Below are 26583 nucleotides of genomic sequence, written 5' to 3'. Positions count from 1 at the left end.
TGCCTCAATCCAAGAATCGAAATTCGGTGCTAGCCAACATCGCCGCGATCCATTCGCGATAGCGTTCGTCCTCGCTGGACATCTCGCGAGCGGCCTGGCTTGCCAGCCAGGCCTGCAGGACCTGCTCATCGACCGGACGAGGATCCCGAGAGAACAACACTTCGCAAGCCCACCGGACTCGCTGCGAATCCGTGCTGGTTTCGCCCAGCATTCGCTTCGTTGTCAGCATCGCCCACTGGCGTACTTCGGGACTGCCGATCAACGTCAACGCTTGGGCCGGCACATTGGTGGTCGGTCGTTTGCCCACCAACAGATCCGGATCCGCCGCGTCCAAATTGGCCAACAACGGTGGCACCTCCGATCGAATCAACGGCAGGTACAGCGTTCGCTTCGGATCATCCAACCCGAACTTGGTGGTGACTTTCGAATGGGCGTTGTTTTGGCTGACCAAGGTCGCGTAGCTGTCCATCAAATCCTCCCGCCCAGACCGATCCAGTGTTCCTGCAGCCACCAACATCGCATCCCGAATGGCTTCGGCAGGAATCCTTCGCCGGACCGCGCGACTTCGGAAGCGGTTCTCCGGATCCAATGCGACTCGCGGGTCATCATCCGAAACCATCGATCTCGAATACGCGTCGCTGCAGACGATGTTTCGAATCAAACGCTTCTGCCGCCATCCGTTGCGAACGAAATCGACCGTCAAAGCATCCAGCAACTCGGGATGAGTCGGTTTCTCACCCCGAACGCCAAAGTTGTCGACGGTCCGCACCAACCCTTCGCCCATCAGGTGCATCCAAATTCGATTGACACTGACGCGTGCGGTCAGCGGGTGATCGGGATCGGTCAACCACTGTGCCAATTCCAACCGACCACTTCCTTCCAAAGGTTCAAACGCGGTGGTCGATTCACTGAAAACCTGCGGAATCCCTCGCGGAACGATATCGCCCAAATTGCTCACCTCACCCCGAACGTGAACCGGGCAATCCCCCTGCTCATCACTGGGCAAATCCGCGAGCGCCATCGCGGTGGGAACCGGCGGCGGAGCATTGGCGACCACATCAGCACGTTCTGACTTCAACCGTTGGAGCTTCTGAGTCAACGCGGTTCGCATCGCGAGGGTTTGTTCGGCCAACTCGGCGGAGTCGCCTGCAGCGTTGTCTTCATCGACATGCACCCACTGCACGGCGTCGGCAATCACATAGCCGTCGGTGCCACGATTCGAAAACGTGACCGTCGCGTGAGTCTCTGCCTCACAATCAAATTTCCCCAGCACGCTGGAGGTGCCCCGTGTTGGACGAACCGTCTGATTCATCACGAGGGCATGAGTTTTGGCATTCAATTGCACCGTGACAGGCAGATTCGATGCTCGATTGCCACTGGAGTTGTAGTGCACGCGAAGTTCATATCGCCCAGCTTCGGGCAACACCGCCGGAAACCGAATCGACGCCTCGCCTTTGTTGCGGTTCTCATCGTGCACATAACCTTTGCCAATGAACCCTGGTGTGTAGGTGGATTCGACCCAGTGGCCTTCTCGCACCGCATCCACGTCATCGACGGTGATGCCTTCGAGTTCCGTCTTCTCTGCCAGCAGCTTGAGTTCAGACTCGACTCCCTGGAGTTCTTGATCGAGGCGTTGCAGCAATCGTTCGTGCTCACGAATTTCCTCCTTGTGCTCTTTCGAACTTGGAAGCGGGGTCTTCTTCCAAGTGCTGACGTATTCCTGGGACTCGCCGTGCAACGTTCGCGTGCTGCGAAAGATCCCCGCCATCGCGTAGTAGTCGCGGGTGGTGATTGGATCGAATTTGTGGTCGTGGCAGCGAGCACAACCAAACGTCATGCCTAAAAACGCACGTCCGACGGTGTCGAGTTGTTCGTCCACCACATCCATCCGCAACTTCGTCTTGTTGCGTTCACTCAGCATCTTGGTGCCGATCATCAAGAACGTGGTGGCGACCAATTTGTCATGTCGATCTTCCTCGGAAGTCGCCGGCATCAAGTCGCCCGCGATCTGTTCGCGAATCATCCGGTCAATCGGCACGTCATCCGCAAAGGACCGGACCAGGTAGTCTCGGTATCGCCAAGCGTCGTGATGAGTCGCATTGAAATCGCTGCCGTTGCTGTCGGCATAGCGAGCCACGTCCATCCAGTGCCTCGCCCAATGCTCTGCGAACTGCGGGCTGGAGAGATAGCGATTCACCAATCGCTCCCAATGCGCGTCGCTGGGATCCGCTTGAAATCGACGAAGCGTTTCAGGATCAGGAGGCAGACCGGTCAGATCAAACGCCAAACGACGCAGCCGTACACTCGGCGTCGCGATCGGGGTCGCGGTCAAACCTTCCGCGGTCATGCGCTCTTGCACGAACGCATCGATCGCCGAACCTGAATCAAATGCAGCGGGACTCACGCTCGACTGCGGAGGTTGGAACGCCCAAAATTCGCGAGCCTGTTCCCAATCGAACGACTTCGTTTGTGAGCTTGCCCATTCCTCGCCATCGTCCATCAATCGTGGATCCGCGGCCCCACCGCGAATCCACTTTTCGAAATCGCGGACGATGTTGTCGGGGAGTTTTCCCGCGGGCGGCATCTCGGACGATTCGTAACGGATCGCCGCCATCAGTTCGCTCGCCGCAGGATCGCCGGGCCGGATGGCCGGCCCACTGTCACCGCCAACTTCCCAGCCTGCTTTCACGTCCAAACGCAACGAACCACCCAGCTCTTCCGATTCTGCTGCGTGACATTCGTAGCAGTGCTCGATCAAGACCGGGCGGATGCGAGCCTCGAAGAAATCGAAAGATTCCTCGGTTGCTTCGTCCGCCGACGCGAAGACGGCAAAACAGCCTGTCAACACAGCCAACCCACACCACTGGATCGGGCACCAAGCTCGTGGGTCACGATTCGAGACAACCATCATGTGCTGCGATGAAGCGAAGGCGAACGGACTCTTCATCACAGAACCGTCGGGCGAAAGGCAGGGGGGAGCGGGGAGGGGTCTCTAGAATACACGATCACGAACCACCGTGCGAAACAGCCCCCTTCTTGACCCGAACCGCAAATTAAACCGCCATTCCGGTCCCACCTACGAAACCGGCCCGCCACTTCGACTCCTGTTGGAGCATCGAAGTTGGCGGGCCGATCGAAATTCAGCTCTGTCGCGTGACCGCGAAATCAGTTTTGAGAATCGTCCTCAGCCGGCTCTTGGTCGCCTTCCGAAGCAGGTGCTTCGTCTTCTTTGGGCTGAACAACCGGTGCAGGCGTCGCTTTTTGTTCTTGCTGACGACGCTCTTCTTCTCGTTCTTTGCGTTCTTGCTGCAATGCCTGGTTGGCTTTGTCCAAATCCGCTTTGGTGCTGGTGAGTTGCTGTTTCAATTCACCAATTTGAGCTTCCGAATTCTTCTTCTGCGATGCAACTTGCTGCTGAAGCTTTTTCTGTTGTTGCTGAGCAGCCTTTTGAGCTTTGTGCGCTTCCTCGCGGACCGAAGCCAGTTCGGTCTCGGCCTTCGCCGCCCGCTTGGTTTCGGCATCCAGCTTGGCTTTCAACGCATCCAATTGCTCTTTCAACGAAGCAACCAGTTCGCCCGATTCTGCAATCGCAGCGTCCTTTTCTTCCAAGGACTGAGTGGCTGTGGCGACCTGCTCGCGAAGAGCCACCAGTTCCGTCGTCAGAGCGACGTTCAGCTGACTGGGGTTGTCCATTCCACCCATGTCATGCGTGGTCATGCCACCCGCAACCGACGAGCAACTCGTCACTTCGGTTGGACAGACGGTCGAGGGGACACAGCTGGGTGTGCACGATCTCTTGAGAAAGCAATCGCCTGCGAAACTGGGAACGGAAAACGAGAGGGCCAGCGTGAGCGCGGCGGCCGATGTCTTCTTCATGGTGTCGATCTTCAAAGGTGGGTCAAAAAGGTGGGATCGGAGAGAGTCGATCCTGCATACGACTCTTCCATCGCCATCCTAGTTGGGGCGGCTGATGGCACAGCAAAAAATTCACCGAACCTGTGCCCAACCGAAATCGCCGCTAAAACAGCTGGTCTTCGCGGGCCATTTTGACCAGTCGCTCGAGCTCCTCGGGATGCTCCTTCGCCAAGTCATGCTTTTCTCCCGGGTCGGTTGTCAGATCAAACAGCTTCCAACCGTCCTCCCGAACCACTGGCTTGCCGTTTCGACTGCGGCGTTGCTTTGTCTTGCCGGGGTAGTTCACCGCTTTCCAGCGACCAGACCGAATCCCGACCGACGTCGGCCCTTCGCTGCTGGCCCAGTACAAATAACGGTGTTGCAATTGCTTCTCGGTTTGGTTCAACAAAGCCGGCAGATAGGAAATCCCATCGGTTTCTGGGGGCGGTTCGACGCCCGCCAGCTCACAGGCGGTCGGCAAGAAATCCCAGAACGCAGAGGGGTGATCGCTGATGGTTCCCGCCTCGATCGTTCCCGGCCATTTCGCGAGGAAAGGCACTCGGATCCCTCCTTCATGCATGGAACGCTTGCTGCCTTGCAACGGACCACTGCTGTTGAAAAACAAATCACTGTGGCCACCTTCGTGGTGCGGCCCATTGTCGGACGTGAAGATCACCAACGTCTTTTCGGACAATTTGAGTTCCTCGAGCAGATCCATCAGACGGCCCATGTCGCGATCCATTCGCGTGATCATCGCCGCGAATCCTTTTTCTGGGTTGGGCCATCCTTCATCGGCGTAAATGCCATAGTCCGGCACCTCCATTCCGTCGCCGTTCAATCGGCCGCCCTCGTTGTTGGCATGAGGGATCGTCCAATGGACGTGCAACAGGAAAGGATTGGACTGGTGTTCGCGGATGAAATCAAACGCCGCGTCCGTCATCACGTCGTGTGAATACGTTTCTCGTTTGACTGCAACGCGTCCCCGAGCGATCGGATCAGTGCTGATCACATTGCCCGGATAAAAAATCTGCTTGCGATTCTGCCACAAAAACGGGGGGTAATAATTGTGAGCATTGGATTGATTCATGTAGCCCGTCCAAGCATCGAATCCATTGGCCAGTGGATGACCAGGGTTGTCGATCTGATCGGGAACGTCGACGTTACCGAGCGCCCACTTGCCGACCCCGCCCGTCGCATACCCAGCTTGTTTCAGCAATGACGCCACGGTCGGTTGCTCGCCATCCAGATTGCGAGCCGCGTTGCCAATCAACCCGGTGCTGCCAACATGCTGCCCCGTCCATAGTGTCAACCGCGACGGTCGACACACCGTGTGTCCGGCGTAGTGGTCCGTGAACCGAATGCCCTCCGCCGCCATTTGATCCAAATGGGGTGTCTGGATCCGAGTTTGGCCGTAACACCCCAGGTCACCGTAACCAAGGTCATCCGCCATCACATAGATGATGTTGGGACGTGGTGGCTCACTGCTCGCAGGAGCATCCGCCAGGGTGGGTTCCTCCGCGGATGCGAACAGGCAGACCATCGCAATCCAGACAATCAGCCCGCCGGTTCGCCCAAGCAAACGCGTGGCCTGAAATGTTCGTTGTGCTGGGAAAATCGTTGCAAGATTCATATTTCGGTTCTAATGCTGAGTCATCCATTCGGTTGGGCAGGGAAGTCACGCCCCTGCGTAGATTAACATGCCGAGTCACGTGAGAAACGGCGTGCCCGCTGAACAACGATCAAGGGAAACAAATGATGAACCGCCGGCGACCGCCCTTCACACCTCTCCTGTTCGCACTGTGCCTCAGCCTCACGTCCGCGGCACTCGCGACGGAACCCGACGGCAAACAACCGCCGCGTCCCAATGTCTTGTTGATCCTGGTCGACGACCTTGGGTATTCCGATCTGGGGTGCTACGGCAGTGAAATTGAGACACCCAACCTGGACGCGTTGGCGGACAACGGATTGCGTTTCTCGCAGTTCTACAACACCGCCAAATGCCACTCCTCACGAGTGTCGCTGCTGACCGGGCAGTACTGCATTGCCGCCGGCGATACCTCGCTGTCGCAGGCCGTCACCAGCGCCGAAGTGCTCGCAGCGGACGGGTACTTCACCGCCATGTCCGGAAAATGGCACCTCGACAAACAGCCCACCGATTTCGGTTTCCAGCGTTACTTTGGTCACCTCAGTGGCGCCTGCAACTACTTTCGCGGCGACGACACGTTCCGCTTGAACGGCGAACCCTGGTCGGTTCCTGAGCAGGACTTTTACACCACGGTCGCGGATGTTGACTATGCAATGCAGTTTTTGAACGAAGCACAACAAACCACCACCCCTTGGTTCCTCTACCTCGCTTTCAATGCTCCGCACGCACCGCTGCAAGCCTTGCCCGAGGACTACGCCAAATACAAAGGTCGCTACGACGAAGGTTGGGACAAAATTCGCGAGCGACGTGTCCAGCGTCAACACGAACTCGGTCTTCTGCCGAAGACGTCCGAACCCAGCGAGCGACCTGCGCACATTCCCGCCTGGGACACTTTGTCCGAGAAACGTCAAACGTTTGAGAACAAACGCATGACCGCTTTGGCGGGCATGATCGATCGCGTGGACCAAGAGGTCGGCCGGTTGATCGAACATCTTGAAGAAACCGGTGAACTCGACAACACATTGATCTGGTTCGTTTCGGACAACGGTGCTTGCCCGTACGATCGAATCAGCCAAAAGATTGAAGCAGAACCCACCCGTGGCGATGTCTCCTGGAGCGATTCAACCGGATGGGCCTGGGCTCGCAACTCACCGTTCCGGCTGTACAAACAAAATCAAACCGAAGGTGGTATCAGCACGCCGGCGATCGTTCATTGGCCAGCGGGTCTGAAAACCCAAGCCGGCAGCATCCAGCGCAGCCCGGCTCACTTGATCGACATTTTGCCAACCATCGCTGATGCGGCCGGAAGCACGATCCCAACCGAGTTCGCCGATCGTGATTTACGCCCCGTCTCGGGCCAATCGTTGCTGCCGATCTTCCAAGGTGAAACCATCGAGCGTGAGCAACCGATTCACTTGCTGTTTTCATCCGACCGAGGCCTTCGCGATGGCGACTGGAAAATCGTGAGCTTCCGCAAGGAACCGTGGGAACTCTACAACATCGCGACCGACCGAATCGAGCAGCACAACCTCGCTCACCAACATCGTGACCGCCTGACTCGCATGGCCCGGAAGTGGAACGAAATGGCGAAGGAAGTCCTGCACACCCAAACCTTCGACCCCAAGTACGGCATTCCATCCGATGAACCGGTCTCGATGACAGCCACGCATCCTGAGTGGACGGATTTTTCGGTCGATCCGATGAACAATGTCCGAGGCAGCATGGGGGTCCGAGGCAGCATGGGGCGAAAGAAAAATCCGAAGTCCATTTCCAACACCCCACCGAAGGCACGTGGTTCCATCCGAGCCCGCAAGAACACGCAGCTTCAACGACGCGAATCGGAATTGCATCTGACCTTCACCGGCGAAGATCCAGGAATCGCCATCGATCATCTGCCAGCGGACCTTCCGCCGGGGCCGTATCGACTGGCGTTCGATCTGCTGAGCGAAGCCGAAGGCAACGGCGAAGTGTTCTACACAACCACGCTCGATCAGTCCCTTCCCAAGGGCCAACGCATCCCGATCGAAATCGAATCCGATGGACAATGGCATTCGCACACGATCGCTCTTGGTGAGGCCCCCCAAATCTATCGACTGCGTTTGGACGTCAGCGAAGGAAAAGGACTGGCTCAAATCCGCGGGCTAAAACTGCTGTCATCCCAAAATGAACCGGTCATTCGCTGGCCAATCGCGAAGATCAAGGTTCTGAAGTGAGTCTCACTCGGACGGGAAATTTCTTGCCTTCAGCCCGTGAGATGGGCGAACAAAAAGCCACCTTTGGCTATGCTATTGGGTTCCCCATCCCACCTTGCAAACCCACCCCACAACGAGAAGCGATCCCTGGAATGCAGTACCACCAGAGCTCCCGATCATCGGATTCAAACCGCCCATCTGTCCCTGTTTGGCTTTGCCTTGCGTTGATGGCCTCGGCGACGATGGCGACCACATCCACGAAAGCGGCCGACGTGTTCGTCGAAGCGGAAAGCTTTGAGACTCACGGTGGCTGGGAACTGGACACCCAGTTCATTCAGCAAATGGGCTCGCCCTACCTGATCGCGCACGGATTGGGACACCCCGTCGACGATGCCACCACCACAGTGACGATTCCAGAATCGGGCAAGTATCGCGTCTGGGTTCGCACGATCGATTGGGTTCGTCGCTGGGATGCCTCTCCTTCCCCCGGCAAGTTTGAAGTCCATGTGAATGGCAAGAAACTGGACACCACCTTTGGCACGCAGCACGCAACTTGGGATTGGCAAGATGGCGGCGTGGTCTCGCTGGACGAGGGCGAACACTCGCTGTCATTGAAAGACTTGACCGGATTCGATGGTCGTTGTGATTGCGTTTACCTGACCACCGAACTCGATGAAACGCCGCCCGCGGTGGACGACGTGTTGTCACCATGGCGTCGAACGAAGCTGGGATTGCCAGAGCAGCCTGTCACCAAAGGCCCCTACGACTTGGTCGTCGTGGGTGGTGGTTACGCCGGAATGGCATCGGCGATCTCGGCTGCCCGAATGGGATGCCGCGTGGCCTTGATTCAAGACCGTGGCGTGCTCGGCGGGAACGGTTCCAGCGAAGTGCGAGTGTGGGCGATGGGCAACATCCGTCGCGGCAAATTCCCTCGCATCGGCGAGATCGTGGAAGAGTTCTCCGACCAAGCCACCAAGTCACCCGGCACCTACGAAGAGTTTGGTGACGAGCAAAAAGAAGAGATCGTCACGGCCGAGCCCAACATCGATTTGCTGCTCAATCACCACGCTTACGCGGTGAAGATGAAACCAGACAGCGAAACCAAGCAGATCGAACACGTGCTGGCCTTGAATACAAAGACCGGGGAAGACCTCCGAGTTTCCGGCGACCGATTTGTCGATTGCACCGGCCACGGCTGGATCGGCGAATGGGCCAACGCCGACTTGGACATCACCGACAAGGGCCGCATGGGCATGAGCAACATGTGGCGGTGGGACGAAGTCGAACAGGCTCCTGAATTCCCCGCGACACCGTGGGCATTGCCGCTGAGCATGGACGACTTTCCGTACCCACGTGATCACCACGGCCAATGGTTCTGGGAAAGCGGTTTCGACATCGATCCGCTCGGGGATGCCGAAGCGATTCGTGACTGGAACCTGCGCGCCGTTTATGGTGCCTTCAATGCCATGAAAAATGGCGACGGTGCCGCCGACCATGCAAACGCTCAACTGACCTGGGTGGCATACATCGGCGGCCCTCGAGAGAGCCGTCGTCTGCTCGGGGATGTGGTTTTGAATCAGGAAGACGTCGTCAGCAAACGCGACTTCCCGGACGGCTGCGTTCCCAGCACGTGGTCCATCGACTTGCACTACCCCAAGCAGGAATACGCCACCAAGTTCCCTGAGAACCCGTTCATCAGCATCGCGGTGCACGACCGTCGCGTGGACCGTTCGTATGGTTATCCCGTTCCGTATCGCTGCTTCTACAGCCGCAATGTCGACAACTTGTTCATGGCCGGTCGCTGCATCAGCGTCACTCACGAAGCCCTCGGCACCGTTCGCGTGATGAAAACCTGCGGCATGATGGGCGAGGTCGTTGGCAAAGCCGCCTCACTCTGCACGCTGAACGATTGCACGCCTCGCGACATCTACGAAGACCACCTGGACGATCTGTTGGAACTGCTCGAATTGCCTGGCAAGGCTCGTCGCAGCACGCCTTCCGCGTCGATCGTGATCCCAGAGGACGCGATGGAAAAAGCCGGTCCCTTCGGCCCCATGTCAGGACTGGACCCCGAGAAATTGCCCGGCATCGTGATCGACGATCGCCAAGCCAAGACGACGGGCAAGTGGGCCAAGGGGCAGGGGCTCAAGGGTTACGTCGGCTGGGAATACCGCTACGCATCGGCCAACTCCGACGCCACAGCCACTTTCAAAACCAAGCTGAAGGAAGCCGGTCAGTACGAGTTGCAGATTTACAGTGCCCCTCATGAGAACCGCGCCACGAAACTAGCAATCACGGTGACCGCGCCCGGCCAAGACCCCCAAACCGTTCGGATCAACCAACGTGACACCCAAGGCGGTGCGATTCCGGCTGGCAAGTATTTCTTGCCCGCGGGCGCCGAAGTGACCGTTGACTTCTCCGCCAAAGACGCAGGCGGCACGGTGCACCTTGATGCGATTGGATGGGTCAAACAACCTTGAGCCAATCCGGCCCAAGCCTGCCTCTCGCAGACAGTTCCCCTCATCCCACCGCGTCCCGTCAAGCTACCGCTTGGCGAGGACGCGTGGTGCACGCGATCCGAATCGCATTGCTGATCGGATTGTTGGCCTGTTTGCCGTCGCCACATCAACGCAGCGATGTGGCGACTCAACCAACGCTGGAACCAATCCAGCGACTGGCCCCCGCTGCCGATGCGGTCGCCGACATTCCCGACAACAACGGTTGCTGGACGATTTCAGACACCAATCGAGTCCCACTCGGTTCCGTGGCCAGAACACTGCCCGAAGCCAATGCGTTCGTCGGCTACCGTGGGCCAACCGAAGCCCTCTTGTTGTTCGATCAGCAGAACATCGTTCGCTCAGTCTCGGTCCTGCAAAGCCACGACACCGATGAGCACATCGACGCCGTCCAAAACTCCCCCGAGTTCTTGAAGCAATTCAGCGGACTGACCTGGGGTGGAACATTCGCGGACGGGAGCTCCCCCAAGATCGACGGTGTCTCTGGCGCAACGTTGACCAGTTTGGCGATGGCGGGTGGCATCCTCAAGCGTCTGGGAACCGCACCGGGCTCGCTCATCTTTCCCCAGCCACTGACCTTGGACGAAGCTCAAACCTTCTTCCCGACCGCCTCCCAAATTCGCGGCGAGCGCATCGCGGTGGTTCTGGCGGACAACGAAACCCAACTCGGGTATCTGATTCGAACAGGAGCGTTTGTCGATGACGAGATCGGCTACCAAGGTCCAACCAGCGCTCTGATTGGATTGGATCGGGAACACCGTCTTCTGCGGCCCAAGATCCGACATTCCTTCGACAACGAACCTTACGTCGGCTACGTCCGCCAAGAACGATCCTTCTGGAAACGATTCGAAGGCCTGACTCTGGAGCAGCTCGCGGCCTTTGATCCTCCCGCCGAGAAAGTCGAAGGGGTCTCCGGAGCCACGATGACCAGCATGGCCATCGCTTACACGCTGCCAAGATTCGCGACGGCGCTACTGGCCGATCCGGAGTGGCAATCACTCGGACAAACGCCATTTCAAAATCGCCTGGATGCCTGGCGGGAATCGATTCAACGAATTCGACTGTCCTTCGCTGACATCGCCACGCTTGTGACGCTGGTCCTGTTGCCACTGCTGATTCATTTCGGAGCGATGCGACAAACGTGGCTGCGGCGGCTTTGGCTCCTCACTGTTTGGATTGTGCTGGGGCTCCACGCAGGCAATTTGCTATCGCTGGCACTGTTGGCCGGATGGGCCACCTCCGGCGTCACCTGGCAACTCGCTTTGGGATTGGTCACGTTGGGCGTCATCTCGGTGGTGATCCCGCCAACTCGGCGAGGCAATCCGTACTGCAACCATCTCTGCCCTCACGGTGCCGCCCAACAACTGATCCGCCCAAGCAGCGGTTCAAGCCGGAAGTGGAAACTCCCAGTTTGGCTTTCCCTGCCCTTGGGATTCTTGCCCGCGGTGACGTTGTTGTTGGTCTACCTCGCGTTGCTCGTCCGTCCGGCCACCGATGTTTCGTTGGTGGAACCCTTCCACGGTTACCTTTGGCACTTGGCGTCTGGATCCGCGATCGCTTGGACGATCAGCACTCTTGCGATCGCCTTCTTCGTTCCCATGGCCTACTGCCGACTGGGATGCCCGACCGGTCGTCTGCTCGACTGGTTGCGACTGAAAGGAACCAGCCACCAAATTTCGCGAATGGACCTCGCCGTTGTGGGCCTGCTGATCTTCGCCTGCGGCTATCGTTTCCTCACTCGCTAGCCACGCTTTTAAAACCGACCAATCGCGAGGTTGCCAGTGACTCCGCGATTCCTTTGACCTGCATTGGCTCGTTGGCTTCCAACTCAAACAAATTGCTGAGTTGCTGAGTGACTTCGCCCGACACCACAATTTCGCCCGCCGCGGCTCGATCACACAATCGCGACGCAACGTTCACGGTGTTTCCGATCGCGGTGTACTCCATCCGCTGTGGCGTGCCGACGTTGCCAACGACGGCCTTCCCGGTGTGGATCCCGATGCCGATCGACAATCCACTCTTGTGCGACCGCAGCGCTTTCTGAATCCGCCAAGCGACACGCGACGCTCGTTCCGCGTGATCGGCCTGGTCCAGCGGCGCGTTGAACAAAACCAAAATCGCGTCCCCAATGAACTTGTCGACCGTGCCTTCTTCCTCGAACGTGCACCGAACCATGACCTCCAGCAAGCCATTGAGCTCGTCCAGAACGTCTTCCGGTTGCAGGCGTTCAGAAAACTGAGTGAACCCCCGAATGTCAGCGAACATGACGGTCACTTCGCGAGTCACCCCGCCGACCACAATGGCCTGGCGTTCGGACTGTTGCACCAATTGATTGACCACCGCCCGCGGCACATAGCGGCCGAACAAATCCGTGATCCGCTGTCGCCATCGAATCTCTTCGAAGTACCGAATGCCGACCCCCAGCACTCCCGCCACCAAAATCGAAACTGGCGTGAAGGCCATGTCGAGAAACCATCCGCCGCGAAAGGCGAACGTGCAGATTGCAAGATATGCGAGTAACAACATCGCCACGCACAGCAACGCCCAACGAGCCCGAAAAATGGCCGCGATCACGCAAGCTAAAACGCTGAATCCGATCAGCAGGGCGGGAGTGACGTACCATGCAGCCATCTGCATGGTGATGCCATTGAGCAGCGTTTCAATCGCGACGCCGGTGACATCCAATGCGTCCGCCTGCCGATCGCGGATGGGAATGTCGTATCGATCCGATGAAGGCACAAAAGACATTTCTAAATCGATCAGCACCGCCTTGCCGTGAACCCATTCCGGATCGAAATCGCCTTCAACCAGATCGCCGTATTCCAACCGAGTCAAGTCGCTTGGATTGAACCCGTAGTCGACCCAAATACCAGCCGGTGAAACCGTCGGAAATTCGCTTCCAAAACCGATCCAATTGACCTCGTTGTGGCCAACTTGATAGTCGGCCAATTTCGGATTGGGTGCGATCGTTTCCTCTCCGCTGGGTGATTGCAGCAGGTTGATCATTTGGGGAAAGACCTCCAACCAATGATGAATCAATCCCGCCTGATCGAGTCGCTCGTAGAAACCCGTCTGGCCACCGTTGGGCTGGTCCGTTAATCGCTGCACCACCCAAAACGGAGTTGTTTCGCGAAGTGCAAAGTAGTCATGCATCGCGATCGGAAAGATTCGCGAATGGCGATTGACCATCGTTGGTGACTTGAAGCTCATCCCGTGATGCACGATGCAATCGTGGTAGCTCTCCACAACTTTGTAGTCGACATCCAACGTCAGATAGACATCGCGAACCAAGTTACGTTTTGGAGCAACCTGTTGAATCAATTCCAATGTCGGCCGCACACTCGCTTCGAAATCATCCGGATCGGTGCAGACCAAATTTCGCAAATCCGCCACCACCTTCGCATCGGCGTTCATCAAGTTCTCGTAAAGTTTCCGGTCGGTCTCAAGGTCGGGCTTCTTCCCCAATCGCTCCGCACTCGATGTCCCGAAGGACACCAGCACCACGTCGCCTGAAAGTTCCCGTGCCCCCAGACGCGGGCCACCCTCACGCAGCATCACCGCATCGCTGACCACCCGAGAAAATTCGAATGCGGTCTGGCCTCCCCACATCATCGCCGCCAGAAAGAACAGCGAGCACAGCAAACCGCAGCCGATTGAAACCAGCGGTCGCCACCAACGACGATTGGACTTGGAGACCGACTTCATTGGTTCGGTCCCAATTGGCCGACTTCGCTGATCGCATACAAACCAAACGTGGCCAACCAATGGTCGCCTTCGTAATGACCGCTGTTGATGTAGGCCAAACCCGCGACCAAATGTTCTCTCGCATTCGTTCGAATGGCGGCGACCAGCGGATGCTGCCCCGGCAAGTGATTCGCAACCGATTGCAGACACCAGGCTCGATTGAGGTTCAGCCCGGCGAGGTGAACCAGTTTGCCGTCGGTGAGATCGCTGACACTGACGGGCGAGATCGTCCCGTCGGTGAGTTGCTGCTGCAGATTCGGCACAAACGCATCCAGCCAGCTTGCGAAATCTTCCGGCGAAAGCACCCGCCGCATCAAGTCAGCTTCGTTCCACGCCGACGAGAAGAAATCGTGTCCGGACGGTTCGTACTGGACCGGGTAATCAGTGTCGGCCAGATAGAAATCATGAGCCCGTGTGATCACCAACTGTTCCAACTCGTTGAGACCACGAGCCCTCGCGTAATCCAACACTTGCCCCAGCGCAAACCCCGTGTCCGGATGCTGGCCCGTTCGAATTGGAAACGTCAGCAGCGGCAGGTAAGCCGTGATCCGTTCAACCAACAATTTCTCGAGTGGCTCAAGAGCCCCACGCCACTGAACGGCATCGTCATTGTCGAACGAATCCAACTCCATCGCTAAACGCAGAAACCAGGCCCAGCCATACATACGTTCGAAGGACTTGTTCTCATCGCGAGCAAAGAATTTCGCTTCGTGCTTCAAGTTCTCAGCCGTCAAATGCCGAGACAACGTTTCGCGAATTTTGGTGGCCGCAGGCATCTCAGGATGTGTCTTCAGCAGACGCACCAACACCCAGTGACCGTGCACACTGCTGTGCCAATCAAAGCAACCATAAAACGCCGGGAAGTGTTCTTGGGGCGTGCCGATTTGATCAGGATTGGAATAGACCAACGACAGTTTGTTTGGAAACTCTGTGTCGACACCATGCAGCACCAACTCTGCCCATTGATCCGCCATTTCCGACGTCAATCGAATGGTGGCGTTTGAGTCCAGTTCAACGGACTGATTCCCGTTTGGCGACTGCGTCCACGCTGGCACTGTCATGACCGAACCAAGCAGCAAAGTGGAGAACAATTGGCGAAAGAATGAATCTTTCCAGGCAAACATGAAGCTTTCTCGATTCGGCAAGGGCAAGTTGCGACCGGCACCCAAAACACCTGTCAATCGCAATTCTCTGCTAACATCTTAGCGATGAGCAGTGAATCGGTGTCCAGTCGGAAGGGCACTTCTGCCGCGGCAAGGCATTGCTTTTGCCTCCCGCTTTGACTGTGTTTGTTTTTGACTGTGTTTGTTGTTATTCGAAAGGCGTGATTGTCACGCGTTCTTTGAACTCGTCTTTCTTCAAGGTCTGCCATGTTGTGCTTCAGTCGATGGTCGAACTCAGTGGCGTTCTGGATGGGCATCACCGCCGTGATCTGCGCGTCAGGATCGTTCAGTTGGTCGGATGACGAGGTTGATGTGGATCCCACCAAACCCAATCGATTGATTCTGCATGTTTGCAAAATGGACGGGACGCCAATACGACCGCTCGTCGCTGACAAGGCAATCCGGCATGATCTTGATCGCCAGGGAACACCCAACGTTTCACCCGATGGAAAGCGGGTGGCTTACGACGCTTGGTCCACGACTCCGACAGATCCAGATCGCGGCCCCCGGGTGTGTGTTTGTGATTTGGACGGCAAGAACTTCATCGACGTGATTGACGGCTACATGCCTTCCTTCGCGCCCGACAACAAACGTTTGGTTGTAAGTCGGCCAGCCAAGTATGCCGAAGCAGACGGCGCGAAAGGCCAATCCATCTGGATTGTGAACTGCGATACCAAAGAGAAAAAATTAATCGCGGATCAAGGTGCCTGGGGTGGGCGTTGGTCCGCCGATGGTGCAACGATTCTTTTCCAAGGTGGCGTGGATGACAATGGTGACCCAGTGCCCAAGTCTTGCTTGAGCGTGTACGACGTGGCTGCGGAAAAGCCATCTCTACTGTTCCCGCCGGAAGGGTCACCGTTTCAGGAGATTAGCTATCACTTTGCCTGGAGCAAGAGTGACCGTCGGTTGGCAATCGGAGGTCGGCTCATCGCTGGACTCGGTGACGGTGTGCCGAGTACCGTGACGGTGATCATGAATGCTGATCAAGGCCCTGATTCCGTGATCATCATGCTGCCGCCCGCCAATGGGGCTCGCGTATTCGATGGTTTGTCACTCGATTGGCATCCTGACGGGAAGTCCATTCTCAGTACGGGCATGGTGGGCAACCGATTTGTTCCTGTCGGGTTGTCGACGGATGGCACGGCTTCCGAGATCACGTTCCCTGGCATTCCGGACTCAGTCAACGTACGCGATCCGGCATACTCGCCCGACGGGAAGCATTTGATCGCATCGTTCGGTGCGCGGCCGTAACCCAAGAGGACCGTTCCGGGTACTCTGCTCCGCGGTTGTCGGCTCCGACCCCAACACGCACAACCAGTCGCGGAGCGACGGCAGCCGAAAGCCTTGGGCTTTCAACCCAAGGACATCCGTCGACACCCAAGCCCCCAAATCGGTGAGCATTCAGCGGCCATTCCGCATCAGCAAAATCCTTTTCGCGAGCGCCTCGTTTGGGTTGGATCCGTGCCTTTCTGTGTTGGAGGAACTCAATGATGAAAACAACACATGAAAACGTCACGAATGACGCGTTGTGGCAGAAAATTCTTCATTTTCCGATTGGAGGCGAATCAGCGGATTGGACCGCGACTCCGCTCACTCAAGGCCTCTCGTTTTCACAACGATTGGCCCGAGAAAACGATTGGAGCATCCAACACGCCCGTCGCTGCATCGACGAGTACCGAAGGTTTCTGTATCTGGCCGCCACCGCGGGTCACAGCGTGACCCCGTCGGATGCGGTCGATCAGGTTTGGCATCAACACTTGGTCTACACCGAGAACTACTGGGTGGATCTTTGCCGAGAAGTCTTGCCATCACCGCTGCATCACGGACCGACCAAAGGTGGCTCCCAAGAACGCGTGCGATATCAAGACCAATACGAACAGACGCTTGCATCTTATGAGCGGGCATTCGGTAGCGTTCCCATTGCGATTTGGCCGCCGACCGAAGAACGCTTCGCTCAATCGATCGCATCGCTTCGGATTGACCGACGCAAATTCTGGCTGATCCCCAAGCCAAACCTGACTGGCAAGTCATTGCCAGGGTCGCACCTCGCGATCGCCGGATTGGCAGCGACACCTTTCGCGGCGCTGTTCCCGTTCAACTTGGACGGACCAACTTTCTTGGCGTTGTATGGTGCGGCAATCGTGATCGGGCTTGTCTACCTGTTGGTTTGGTTTCACATCAGCAACGGTTGGTCATCCAATCCGTCGTCGCCTCCCAAACTGGGCTGGGGACAACTGTCGATCCTGGCAGGGGGCAAAAAGCTATTGCTGCAAACCACCTTGGTAGCGTTGCAAAAGCGAGGCATCGTCCAGTGCGATCAACACGGATTCACCATCCTTGACCGCGGGGCATTGCAGGCCCAACACGACGACGATCCCGTTGCTGTCAGCGCCATGAAGGTGACCACTGACTACCTCGCCTCCAGCAACGCGCCGCAATCCTTCCAACGCTTGCTGGTGGCGATCCATTCCACCGCGACCAATTCCGAATCGCAAATGCGAGAATCGGGATTGCTGAGATCGACCGAACAACGCAATCGCTTTCGAGTGGGCGCGTTCGGCGTTGCTGGCATCTTATTGGCCGTCGGTGGACTCCGGTGCCTGCAGGGAATCCAAAACGACCGTCCGATTGGGTTTCTCGTTTTGGAAATGATTCTCGCGACGGTTGGGTTGGCGGTCGCGTTTCGCATGGCGGGTCGTGAGCGTTTGACATCTCTCGGTCAATCGGTCCAAGAACGATCACAGCGGAGCTATCCTGAAACGGGGTTGAAGTCCGCTCACCAAACCGACGGCGGCGACTTGGATGAGTTGCCTTGCTTGGCTTGTTGGGGGCCCGCGGTGGCCGCGTATGTGCTCACCGATCCCTCCGAGCTTTTCACCAATGACATGTTGTACGGGGAAGAAATCCAGGCTGCCCAAAAAGCGTCCAGCTCAACGGGATGGATTGACTGGAGCAGCAGTGACGGGAGCAGTAGTGACGGGGTTAGCAGCTTCGACTTCAGTAGCGGTGGTGGCGACGCGGGTTGTGGAGGTGGGTGCGGAGGCTGTGGTGGCTGCGGAGGGTGAGAAGGCCTTCACCACTTGCCGCGTGACCAGGCTGCTATCTTGGGAGGAACGCTTGCGGGAATCCAGATCGGCTCTCGCAAACTCGTTCGTCCCATGCACCAGGCCACCCCATGAACCCCGGCACCATCGAGGAACCATCGACTCATCCCTCGTTGCTCGAACGAGCCCGCTACGGCGACGACGAAGGCTGGCAAATGCTGGTCCAGGTCTACGGGCCGATCGTCTATCGATGGATCCGCCGATGCGGGGCTCAGTCGGCCGACGCCGCGGATGTGATGCAAGAAACATTTCTCGCGGTTGCCAAGGCTCTCCCTCGGTTTGATCTGGACCAAACGGGCGCCACTTTTCGCGGATGGCTGTGGACGATCGCTCGCAACAAACTTCGCGATCGCCAACGTGCCGACCAACGGTCTCCGATCGTGCTCGATGGCGAAGCGCTGCAGTGGGCGGAACAAGAAAGCTCTGATCCGCCCAGCGAACTGGCTGACGATGTGCAGTCGATTCAGAACCGCATGCTGCAAGTCCTGAGGCAATCAACCGATCCCAAGACCTGGCAGATGTTCTGGCGGACCGCCGTGGAAGGCTGCGATCCCGCGACGGTGGCAGGCGAACTGAATGTCAGCCGGTGGACGGTCTACAAGGCTCGCGCTCGGGTGCTGCAACGCCTGAGAAAAGAATTGGAAGATTTTCATCGCTGAGGTGTCCAATCGCCGCCCCATCCAAGCGTTGTGTGGTCAACCAACGATCCCTCGCACCGAAAGTCCGCCATGATTGCCACCAGCACCGATTGCCTGACCCTCGAAGACTTGAGCCGCTTGATCGACGGACAACTGTCCACTGACGAGTTCGATTCCGCATCCAAGCACGTCGATGAGTGCGAACAATGCCAGTCACGCATCCCAGACAAATGGGACGCGTTGTCTTCGGTTGCCAAAGCTGGAACGGAGGAAGACTCCGTGCTGGCGGAATCCGCCTGCCAATTCGCGGTCGCGCGTTTGATGGCCGCCCACATCGCCGCCCCGCAAGCCTCCGCCGATCTGCCCATCGACCAAATCGGTCCCTACGAGATTTTGGGGCAACTCGGGCAAGGCGGCATGGGGATGGTGTGCTTGGCTCGCCACAATCGACTGAAACGGCAGTGCGCGATCAAGTTGCTGCCGCCTCACCGAGTGATGGAACCCGGTTGGCTGGATCGCTTCGACCGAGAAATGACAACCATCGCGGCACTCGAACATCCGGGAATTGTACGTGCCACCGATGCGGGCACTCATTCCGGATGGCACTACTTGGTGATGGAACACTTGGACGGAATGGATGTCGGCAAGGTCGCCCATCGACTGGGATCACTGCCGGTCGCGGACGCCTGCGAGATCGCTCGCCAGTCCGCCGTGGCACTGATGCATGTGCATGAAACGGGATTGATCCACCGTGACGTGAAGCCATCGAACTTGATGCTCACGCGAGACGGGACTGTCAAACTGTTGGACCTGGGTTTGGTCCTGGCGGGCGACGATCCGCTGGCCACGGACGACCGACTGACCACCGTGGGACACCTGATGGGCACCTTGCCCGCGATGTCGCCCGAACAGTTGATCGACAGCCGAAAAGTCCAACCGGCGTCGGACATCTATTCGCTCGGCGCAACCCTGTACCGACTCATTTCAGGTCGTTGGCCGCATGCCAACGAAGGCGGTCTGGCGGCACGCGTGTTGGCGATCACGAGCGAGTCCAATCGATCGACTCCGCCTCCGCTGAGCAGTTTGGAACCGTCGGTCGAATCGGAACTGCAAACGTTCGTCGGTCAGATGATGCACCGGCAACCCGACCAGCGTCCCAGCGGATCGATCGTCGCCGAGCGACTGGCGACCTGGTCCAGCGATGCCAACCTAAAAGCCTTGCTCCAGCGAGCAGAAGCGACCCCGGTGTCCGACGCACCGATCACACCATCGCTCCCACTGGCAACGAATCCCGCTTCACCACCACCGGGTGGCGGCAAGCACAACTGGACCGCGTGGCTGGGCCCACTGGGTTGGTTCGCAGCAGCCCTCTTGCTCGCAACGGTCGTGATTCAGATCAAAACCGACAAGGGTTTGGTGACGGTGACCACCGACGGCAAAGACACCCAGATTGCGGTGGAGGAGGACGACGGCCCACTCCCCACTGCGACGCTTCAAAATAGATTCCGCGAGGATTCTAAATTGGACTTGGCAAATACGAACCGCGACATCGTTTACGAAGGAAAGAATCTCGACGCATGGCTTGAGACACTTGCAAGCGAAAAAGAAATAGGAGCGATCGGTCGAGCCATGCGAGCCGTGGAACGACTTTCTCGTGGCACATCAAGACGTGCTGAAGCGGCAAAAGCAACACTCGATCTCACCGATGAATACGGAACGTGGCACGTCGCCGCTCCGGTCGCACACGGCGGATTCATGGGTGGCGGCTTCAGTAGCTCCCCTCCAATTGACCGACAATTCATGGGACATCTCCAGGAGTCGTACCCGCACTATTTCCCGATTCCCGGACTACAAACGATCGGCCTGAAGCTGGCCGAAGTCAACGAGAAAGCTAGGATCGCGAGCCTCCTGCAACTCAGAAACTTTGTGATGGATTTGAACTTTGACAAGAGCTCGTCACCCAGACGGATGTCGGCTGAAGCATTTTTCGCATCAAGAAGCAGAACCTCTGAAGGAAGAAATGAAACCAAAACTCTCCTTCAGCAGATTGGATCAGCGTCCGCTGGCTTAAAATCTGTTGCCATGGAAGCAACAGCCACATCCACCCCTCACCCGCGAAGCCTATCAGAGGAAGCTAATATCGCTCGTGAAACGGCCTGGGCAATTGCTGTTCGAATCGTCCAGGAATCGGGCCCACAGATATCCCCTCCAGCATGGATCGCCGACTACGTCGAAGAGCAGGTCGATGAAGCGGTTACCAAGTACAAACGAAGAAAGATCGATCCCGAGACAAAACAGACCAAATGGGACTACACCAATCCTAATGCTGAATTCGAAGGAATGGGATTCGAATCTCAAATGATCACCACCCCAAATCCTCCCGAATGGCTATTGTCGAACGATCTGCTCCTCGCAGCAATCGAAATGCGAAAGGAAGGTCGACTCAAGTTGCCCATTCCGTTCGCCGCGGAAACCCTGACCCATCCGCATTTCACGCATTTCAACTGGTTTTCGCAAAGAGGATCGACGCTCAACGGCGTGCTCCAAACGTTGACAGAAATCGATCCAAAAACTCCTTCCCTGATCGCATTTCATCTCGATCGAAGCTTCCAAGAAATGGATCGGCAATACCAAGCCAGCCAGAACGCCGAATGGCTTCGCCAGCTGACCTATTTCCAGCAGCGTCTCAACGAAGGCTTGGCATCCGTCTACACCACTCACGTCGATCACCCCAAACAGGCCCACGATCGACTCGAACGCCTGGTCAATTCACTGCCCAAACAGTCAATGTACCAACAATCAACCGACGACGACAAAACCTTCTGGCTCTCCATGCTGGACGACCTCAAACAGCGATCCGAAAGCGACGCTGCACCAGAGTAGAACATTTGTCCCCAAATGTTCCGTGTGCGAGGTCCGACATTCCAGCGCCCGCACCCACCCAATCCAAACGAAAACAGTTCGAACCACCCTTCGCGAAGATCGTTGCGAAGCGAAACAGTTGAGGACAACGGTTCCACTCTGAGCACACGTTTTTCCGAACATACGTTTCAGAATCCATGCCTGCGAACGCCTGGTTCGCTACACTGCATTGATGAACGAGGACAAGCCACCGCCGGTTTTCCATAGCTTTGATCCCCGCGCGAAGTTGCTCGTGAGCGAGCGGAACCTCCCTCATTGGTTCCAACCAGGAGCGGCAATTTTCGTCACGTTTCGAACTGCGGATTCGATGCCAGCCGAAGTGGTTCAACGTTGGCAGCGTGAACTCGAAGACTGGTTGCGGACACGTGGACTGCCGATCGGCCTTGCCCAATCAACCGTCACTCGTCATCTGATGAATCACGAAGACATGATTGCGAGGCTTGCCCCCAGTCAACGCAGCGAATTCCAAAAACGATCCGACCAAATATTCCATCGATCACTCGACGCCTGCCATGGAGCCTGCGTCTTTCGCGCCCCAGAAATCGCCAAGATTGTGGGCGACGCGTTGCTGTTCCACATGGGAACCAAGTATGAACTGGATCGATTGGTGGTGATGCCAAATCATGTCCATGCCATCGTGCAGTTCTATCCAGAATCAGACCTCAGTGTCGCCAGCCAAAGCTGGATGCGATACACAGCTCGCCAAATCAACCAAGCCTTGGGGACCTCCGGTCCATTTTGGCAACCGGAACCCTTCGATCACATCATCCGCAGCCCAGAACAGTTTCACTATTTGCAGCAATACATCCTGGACAACCCAGCCAAAGCCAAATTGCGTCCGGGCGAATTCTTGTATTGGGAACGTGCGGTTTCGAATCCCCCAGAGTAGAACATTTGTCCCCAAATGTTCCGTGTGCGGGGCACAACATTCCAGCGCCCGACCCACCCAATCCAAACGAAAACAGTTTAAATCCTCCCCCGCCAAGATCGTTGTGAGACGAAACAGTTGAGGACAACTGTTCTACTAAACCAGAGTAGAACATTTATCCCCAAATGTTCCGTGTGCGAGGCACAACATTCCAGCGCCCGACCCACCCAATCCAAACGAAAACAGTTTGAATCCTCCCTCGCTAAGTTCGTTATGAGACGGAACAGTTGGGGACAACTGTTCTACTAAACCAGAGTAGAACATTTGTCCCCAAATGTTCCGTGTGCGAGGCACAACATTCCAGCGCCCGACCCACCCAATCCAAACGAAAACAGTTTGAATCCTCCCTCGCTAAGTTCGTTATGAGACGGAACAGTTGGGGACAACTGTTCTACTAAACCAGAGTAGAACATTTGTCCCCAAATGTTCCGTGTGCGAGGCCCAACATTCCAGCGCCCGACCCACCCAATCCAAACGCAAACAGTTTGAATCCTCCCCCGCCAAGATCGTTGTGAGACGGAACAGTTGGGGACAACTGTTCTACTAAACCAGAGTAGAACATTTGTCCCCAAATGTTCAGTGTGCGGGGCACAACATTCCAGCGCCCGACCCACCCAATCCAAACGCAAACAGTTTGAACCATCCCTCGCTAAGTTCGTTATGAGACGGAACAGTTGGGGACAACTGTTCTACTCTCTGGCAGCACCTTTTGGAGTTGCTCGATGGCGGTGGGGAAATCGCTTGACAGTGCCGTCGGCGTGTGAAGCGGCAGGGTCACGGATCCGTCGCCGCGGATGACCATCGAGTTCATCCAAGGACTCGCGGGCATGAACGCTTTCGCATTTTCCACACCAGGATCACGTCCACCGATTTGCAGATCGACCGAACGATCGACGGACGTTTGATGGCCGATCCCTACCAATCGAATCACGGGAGCGGAATCGATCTCATCGTCAACTGAGACCGCGTTGAGAGATTCATTGGTTTGCCAAGCGTGCACGCTTCGCAGCGTCGCCGCGGGATCCAAGGTCACGCACACACAGCGAGCCGACTCGTTGCGACGGCGAGTGATTCGCGCCACCATCGCCGCGGTCATCTCCGCTTCCTCCGCGTCAAACGCTCCCGGACCAATCACGATCGCGGCGTACGAACTGTCTCGAAAACATTGGGACCAAGTCTGGAACTCCAATCCTGCCTCGGTCTCATCCGGGTGCTCGATCGCATGATGCATCCGGCCCGCGAAATCGGCGGTCCATCGCTCCCAACGCTTCACCTGTCGCTTGTCAATCGTTGCCCCGGAGCGAGCGGATTCGAAACGCAGTTTTTCTTCCAAACGCGGCCAAGCCGGATCGACTTCACCGATCAACCAAACCAAATCGGCGTGCGTGACAACTTCAGAGAGCGTTGCGGCAACGATCCCGTCACGACGCGTGACCGTTCCAATGGCCTGGATCGAAGGATCCGATTCAATTTCAACTTCGATCACCCCGTCGGATTGCCACTGGACCAACTGCCGAGCCGCCACCAGATCCACACCTGAAGTGATCACGCGAATGGGTTGCTTGCGGGCAGCGATCCGGGCCAACATCGCCTCGTCCGTGCGAGCCACTTGGGTCACCAACGAACCAGCCGACTCAGCGATCTCACATCCGTTTGCCTGAACCGATCCATCCGAGTTCACCATCACATCATCGCAGTGCAGTGGACAGAGCGGACAAACAACGCCAGACGGTTCGCTCACGAATCCGTTCCGCCATCCTCGGCTGAGAAATCGTCTCGCACCGAAAGTTCTTGCACGGCTTTGACCAATTCGATCGCATTTTCAACCGGGGTTTGTTGCAACACGCCGTGCCCGAGATTGAAAATGTGTCCGGGACGACCGCCCGCCTTGTTTAAAACATCTTGCACGGCCGCGCGAATGGTCTTGGCATCGGTCAACAACACCGACGGGTCCAGGTTGCCTTGGACCGAGATGTCATGCCCGACGCGTTTCCAGGCCACGTCCAGTTCGATCCGCCAATCGACACCCACCACCGTCCGACGATCGCCACGCAGCAAAGGCAACAATTCAGGATTGCCGGTTGCGAAGTTGATCAATGGCACGCCAGGGGTCACGCCTTCCAAGATCCGTTTCATCCACGGCAGCACAAATTCGCGGTAGTCACCTGGCGACAAACAACCGGCCCAACTGTCAAACAATTGCACACACTGGGCTCCCGCGGAGACCTGCTCATTCAGATAGACGATGATCGCATCGGTCAATCGATCCATCAGCGCGGCCCAGCCACCATCGCCGGCCCGCATCAAAGCTTTGGTGCTGCTGTATTGGCGACTGCCGCCGCCTTCGATAGCGTAACTGGCCAGCGTGAACGGAGCCCCAGCGAATCCGATCAACGGAATCCCTTCGGGCAGGTCCGCTCGCGTTTGCTTGACGGTTTCGTAAACGAACCCAAGATCCTGCGGGTTGTCGAGGCCTTTGACTCGGTCGACATCCGACGCTGAACGAACCGGGTTGTGGATCACGGGACCGTCGCCTTTGACGAACTCCAAGTCGAATCCCATCGGGACCAGAATCGGCAACAAGTCCGAGAAAATGATCGCCGCATCGACGTTCAGTTTTTCGACCGCCGTGCACATCACTTCGCTGCACAACTTGGGATTCGCGCAGAGTTCCAAGAACGATTGCTGCGATCGAACAGCCCGGTACTCCTGCATGTAGCGACCGGCTTGCCGCATCATCCAAACTGGCGTGCGGGGTGTGGGCTCACCGCGACAGGCACGCATGAACAAACTGGACTGGGACGGGTGATCATCGATGGCGGGCATGGGCGTCTTGCTAGCAGAAATGAGACTGGAATCATCTGCCCGCAGAGAGACAGACGTTTGAGAGGTGGACGTTCGAGTGGCGGACGATTGCGAACGAACTTCGTCGACCAAACGTTTGGCTTCGCGAGCCGACTCGCTGACGAGGTGGCCCATTTTGGGATGCGAAGGTTCCATGGCAACGGTCAAATCATGCTCCCGCAACATGTCGCTGGTCGTGGGCCCAATCGACACGATGGCAGTCTTGGACAACCCGTCGCGTAGCGTATCGGTGACGCCCAGTTCTTCGCCCATCCGAAGCAAGTTGACAACTTGATGAGCACTGGTGACCAGCAAGATGTCTCGTTCGCCCTCGGCCAGAGCCAGTGTGTTGGCCTTCAGAGGCTGTGTGTCTTCCGGGAATTCCCAGCCGTAAACTTTGACCGATTCGGCGATCGCACCGCGAGCTTCCAGGCCGGCGATCAACTGCGTGTTGCTGACCCCGTACTCTTGGATCCCGATGGTCTGATTGGCGATTGGGATCCCCGCGTCGATCGTTTGCAACAGTTCCCGCCAGGTGTTCGGTTCGGGCACGCGGTGAGTCGGCTTCAGCCCAAACTCGCGCATCACCGCCACGGGTTTCGGGCCTCGACAGATCGTCGTGATATCGCTGAGAGCATCGATCAGCCGCTGTTGCTCGACGTGTTTTTCGGTGGCTTTGAGCAGGTACCGAAACCCCACGCCGGTCATCACGATCACAATGCTGATATCGCCAGTGATGATCCGATAGGCAAAGTCAATTGCTGCCCGATTGGGCTCGATCGGGACTTCGCGCATCGAAGGGCTGACAAACGCTTCACCGCCGAATTTACAGATCAGGCGGGTCATGTCGTCGGCACGTCGGCTCTCCAAAGCGGCCACGCGAAGTCCATCGAAATTGTTTGTCGTCGCAGCCATGCAGGTGCTGGATCCGTTAGGGGGAGGCAAATCGAGCCGGGAAGAAAGCGAGGAAGGCAAGATTGTAGAGATTTTGCG

15 protein-coding genes are annotated in these 26583 nt (G+C 57.1%); 8 read left to right on the top strand and 7 right to left on the bottom strand.

Annotation, left to right across the window (positions count from 1 at the left end; genetic code table 11):
* Positions 1–4: 4 nt before the first annotated feature.
* The 3 genes from PSR62_RS08115 to PSR62_RS08105 all read right to left on the bottom strand — a co-directional run bounded on the left by PSR62_RS08115 (position 5) and on the right by PSR62_RS08105 (position 5434).
* Positions 5–2947, bottom strand: a complete 2943-nt coding sequence (locus PSR62_RS08115; RefSeq protein WP_274407272.1) for a DUF1549 domain-containing protein — start codon at positions 2945–2947, stop codon at positions 5–7.
* Between the two features lie 218 nt (positions 2948–3165).
* On the bottom strand, positions 3166–3876 hold the full coding sequence (locus PSR62_RS08110; RefSeq protein ID WP_274407271.1) for a hypothetical protein: 711 nt from the start codon (positions 3874–3876) through the stop codon (positions 3166–3168).
* A 142-nt stretch (positions 3877–4018) separates the two neighbouring features.
* Entirely contained in the window at positions 4019–5434 is a 1416-nt protein-coding gene (locus tag PSR62_RS08105) for an arylsulfatase (RefSeq protein ID WP_443217409.1), read from the bottom strand.
* Positions 5435–5646: 212 nt separating this feature from the next.
* Between PSR62_RS08105 and PSR62_RS08100 the strand changes: the two genes are divergently transcribed.
* From PSR62_RS08100 to PSR62_RS08090, 3 genes are read left to right on the top strand one after another with little or no spacing between them, the layout of a single operon-like run.
* Positions 5647–7752, top strand: a complete 2106-nt coding sequence (locus PSR62_RS08100; RefSeq protein ID WP_274407269.1) for an arylsulfatase — start codon at positions 5647–5649, stop codon at positions 7750–7752.
* Positions 7753–7793: 41 nt separating this feature from the next.
* Entirely contained in the window at positions 7794–10211 is a 2418-nt protein-coding gene (locus PSR62_RS08095) for an FAD-dependent oxidoreductase (protein WP_274408189.1), read from the top strand.
* Positions 10193–11992, top strand: a complete 1800-nt coding sequence (locus PSR62_RS08090) for an FMN-binding protein (RefSeq protein ID WP_274407268.1) — start codon at positions 10193–10195, stop codon at positions 11990–11992. Before PSR62_RS08095 ends, PSR62_RS08090 begins: the two co-directional genes overlap by 19 nt.
* Here the strand turns inward: PSR62_RS08090 and PSR62_RS08085 are convergent.
* The gene (locus PSR62_RS08085; RefSeq protein ID WP_274407267.1) at positions 11982–13952 is read right to left on the bottom strand and encodes an adenylate/guanylate cyclase domain-containing protein; all 1971 of its coding nucleotides are present in this window, start codon (positions 13950–13952) and stop codon (positions 11982–11984) included. The two genes, PSR62_RS08090 and PSR62_RS08085, sit on opposite strands and share 11 nt — an antisense overlap.
* Positions 13949–15115, bottom strand: coding sequence for a DUF2891 domain-containing protein (locus tag PSR62_RS08080; RefSeq protein WP_274407266.1), 1167 nt, complete (start codon positions 15113–15115; stop codon positions 13949–13951). Before PSR62_RS08080 ends, PSR62_RS08085 begins: the two co-directional genes overlap by 4 nt.
* Positions 15116–15361: 246 nt before the next feature.
* On the opposite strand from PSR62_RS08080, the gene PSR62_RS08075 reads away from it, so the two are divergent.
* The 5 genes from PSR62_RS08075 to PSR62_RS08055 all read left to right on the top strand — a co-directional run bounded on the left by PSR62_RS08075 (position 15362) and on the right by PSR62_RS08055 (position 22707).
* Positions 15362–16405, top strand: coding sequence for a translocation protein TolB (locus PSR62_RS08075; RefSeq protein WP_274407265.1), 1044 nt, complete (start codon positions 15362–15364; stop codon positions 16403–16405).
* Between the two features lie 236 nt (positions 16406–16641).
* Complete coding sequence (locus PSR62_RS08070; RefSeq protein WP_274407264.1) at positions 16642–18219, top strand: TIGR04222 domain-containing membrane protein; 1578 nt, start codon at positions 16642–16644, stop codon at positions 18217–18219.
* A gap of 110 nt (positions 18220–18329) precedes the next feature.
* Positions 18330–18917, top strand: a complete 588-nt coding sequence (locus PSR62_RS08065) for an RNA polymerase sigma factor (protein ID WP_274407263.1) — start codon at positions 18330–18332, stop codon at positions 18915–18917.
* 69 nt (positions 18918–18986) lie between these two features.
* Positions 18987–21779: a serine/threonine protein kinase gene (locus PSR62_RS08060; RefSeq protein WP_274407262.1), complete on the top strand. Its 2793-nt coding sequence runs from the start codon at positions 18987–18989 to the stop codon at positions 21777–21779.
* 346 nt (positions 21780–22125) lie between these two features.
* A complete protein-coding gene (locus PSR62_RS08055) occupies positions 22126–22707 on the top strand; it encodes a transposase (RefSeq protein WP_274407261.1) in 582 nt (193 codons plus the stop codon).
* Positions 22708–23404: 697 nt separating this feature from the next.
* Here PSR62_RS08055 and PSR62_RS08050 read toward each other — a convergent pair.
* Positions 23405–24487, bottom strand: a complete 1083-nt coding sequence (locus tag PSR62_RS08050; RefSeq protein WP_274407260.1) for a hypothetical protein — start codon at positions 24485–24487, stop codon at positions 23405–23407.
* Positions 24484–26505 (bottom strand): uroporphyrinogen decarboxylase, encoded by a 2022-nt coding sequence (gene hemE / locus PSR62_RS08045; RefSeq protein WP_274407259.1) that lies wholly within the window; start codon positions 26503–26505, stop codon positions 24484–24486. The genes PSR62_RS08050 and hemE overlap by 4 nt, the downstream gene beginning before the upstream one ends.
* Between the last annotated feature and the right edge of the window lie 78 nt (positions 26506–26583).

This window comes from Rhodopirellula sp. P2 (assembly GCF_028768465.1).
Lineage (GTDB): Bacteria > Planctomycetota > Planctomycetia > Pirellulales > Pirellulaceae > Rhodopirellula.
Note: the sequence above shows the minus strand (reverse complement) of the source record. Positions and strands in the feature narration are given on the sequence as shown.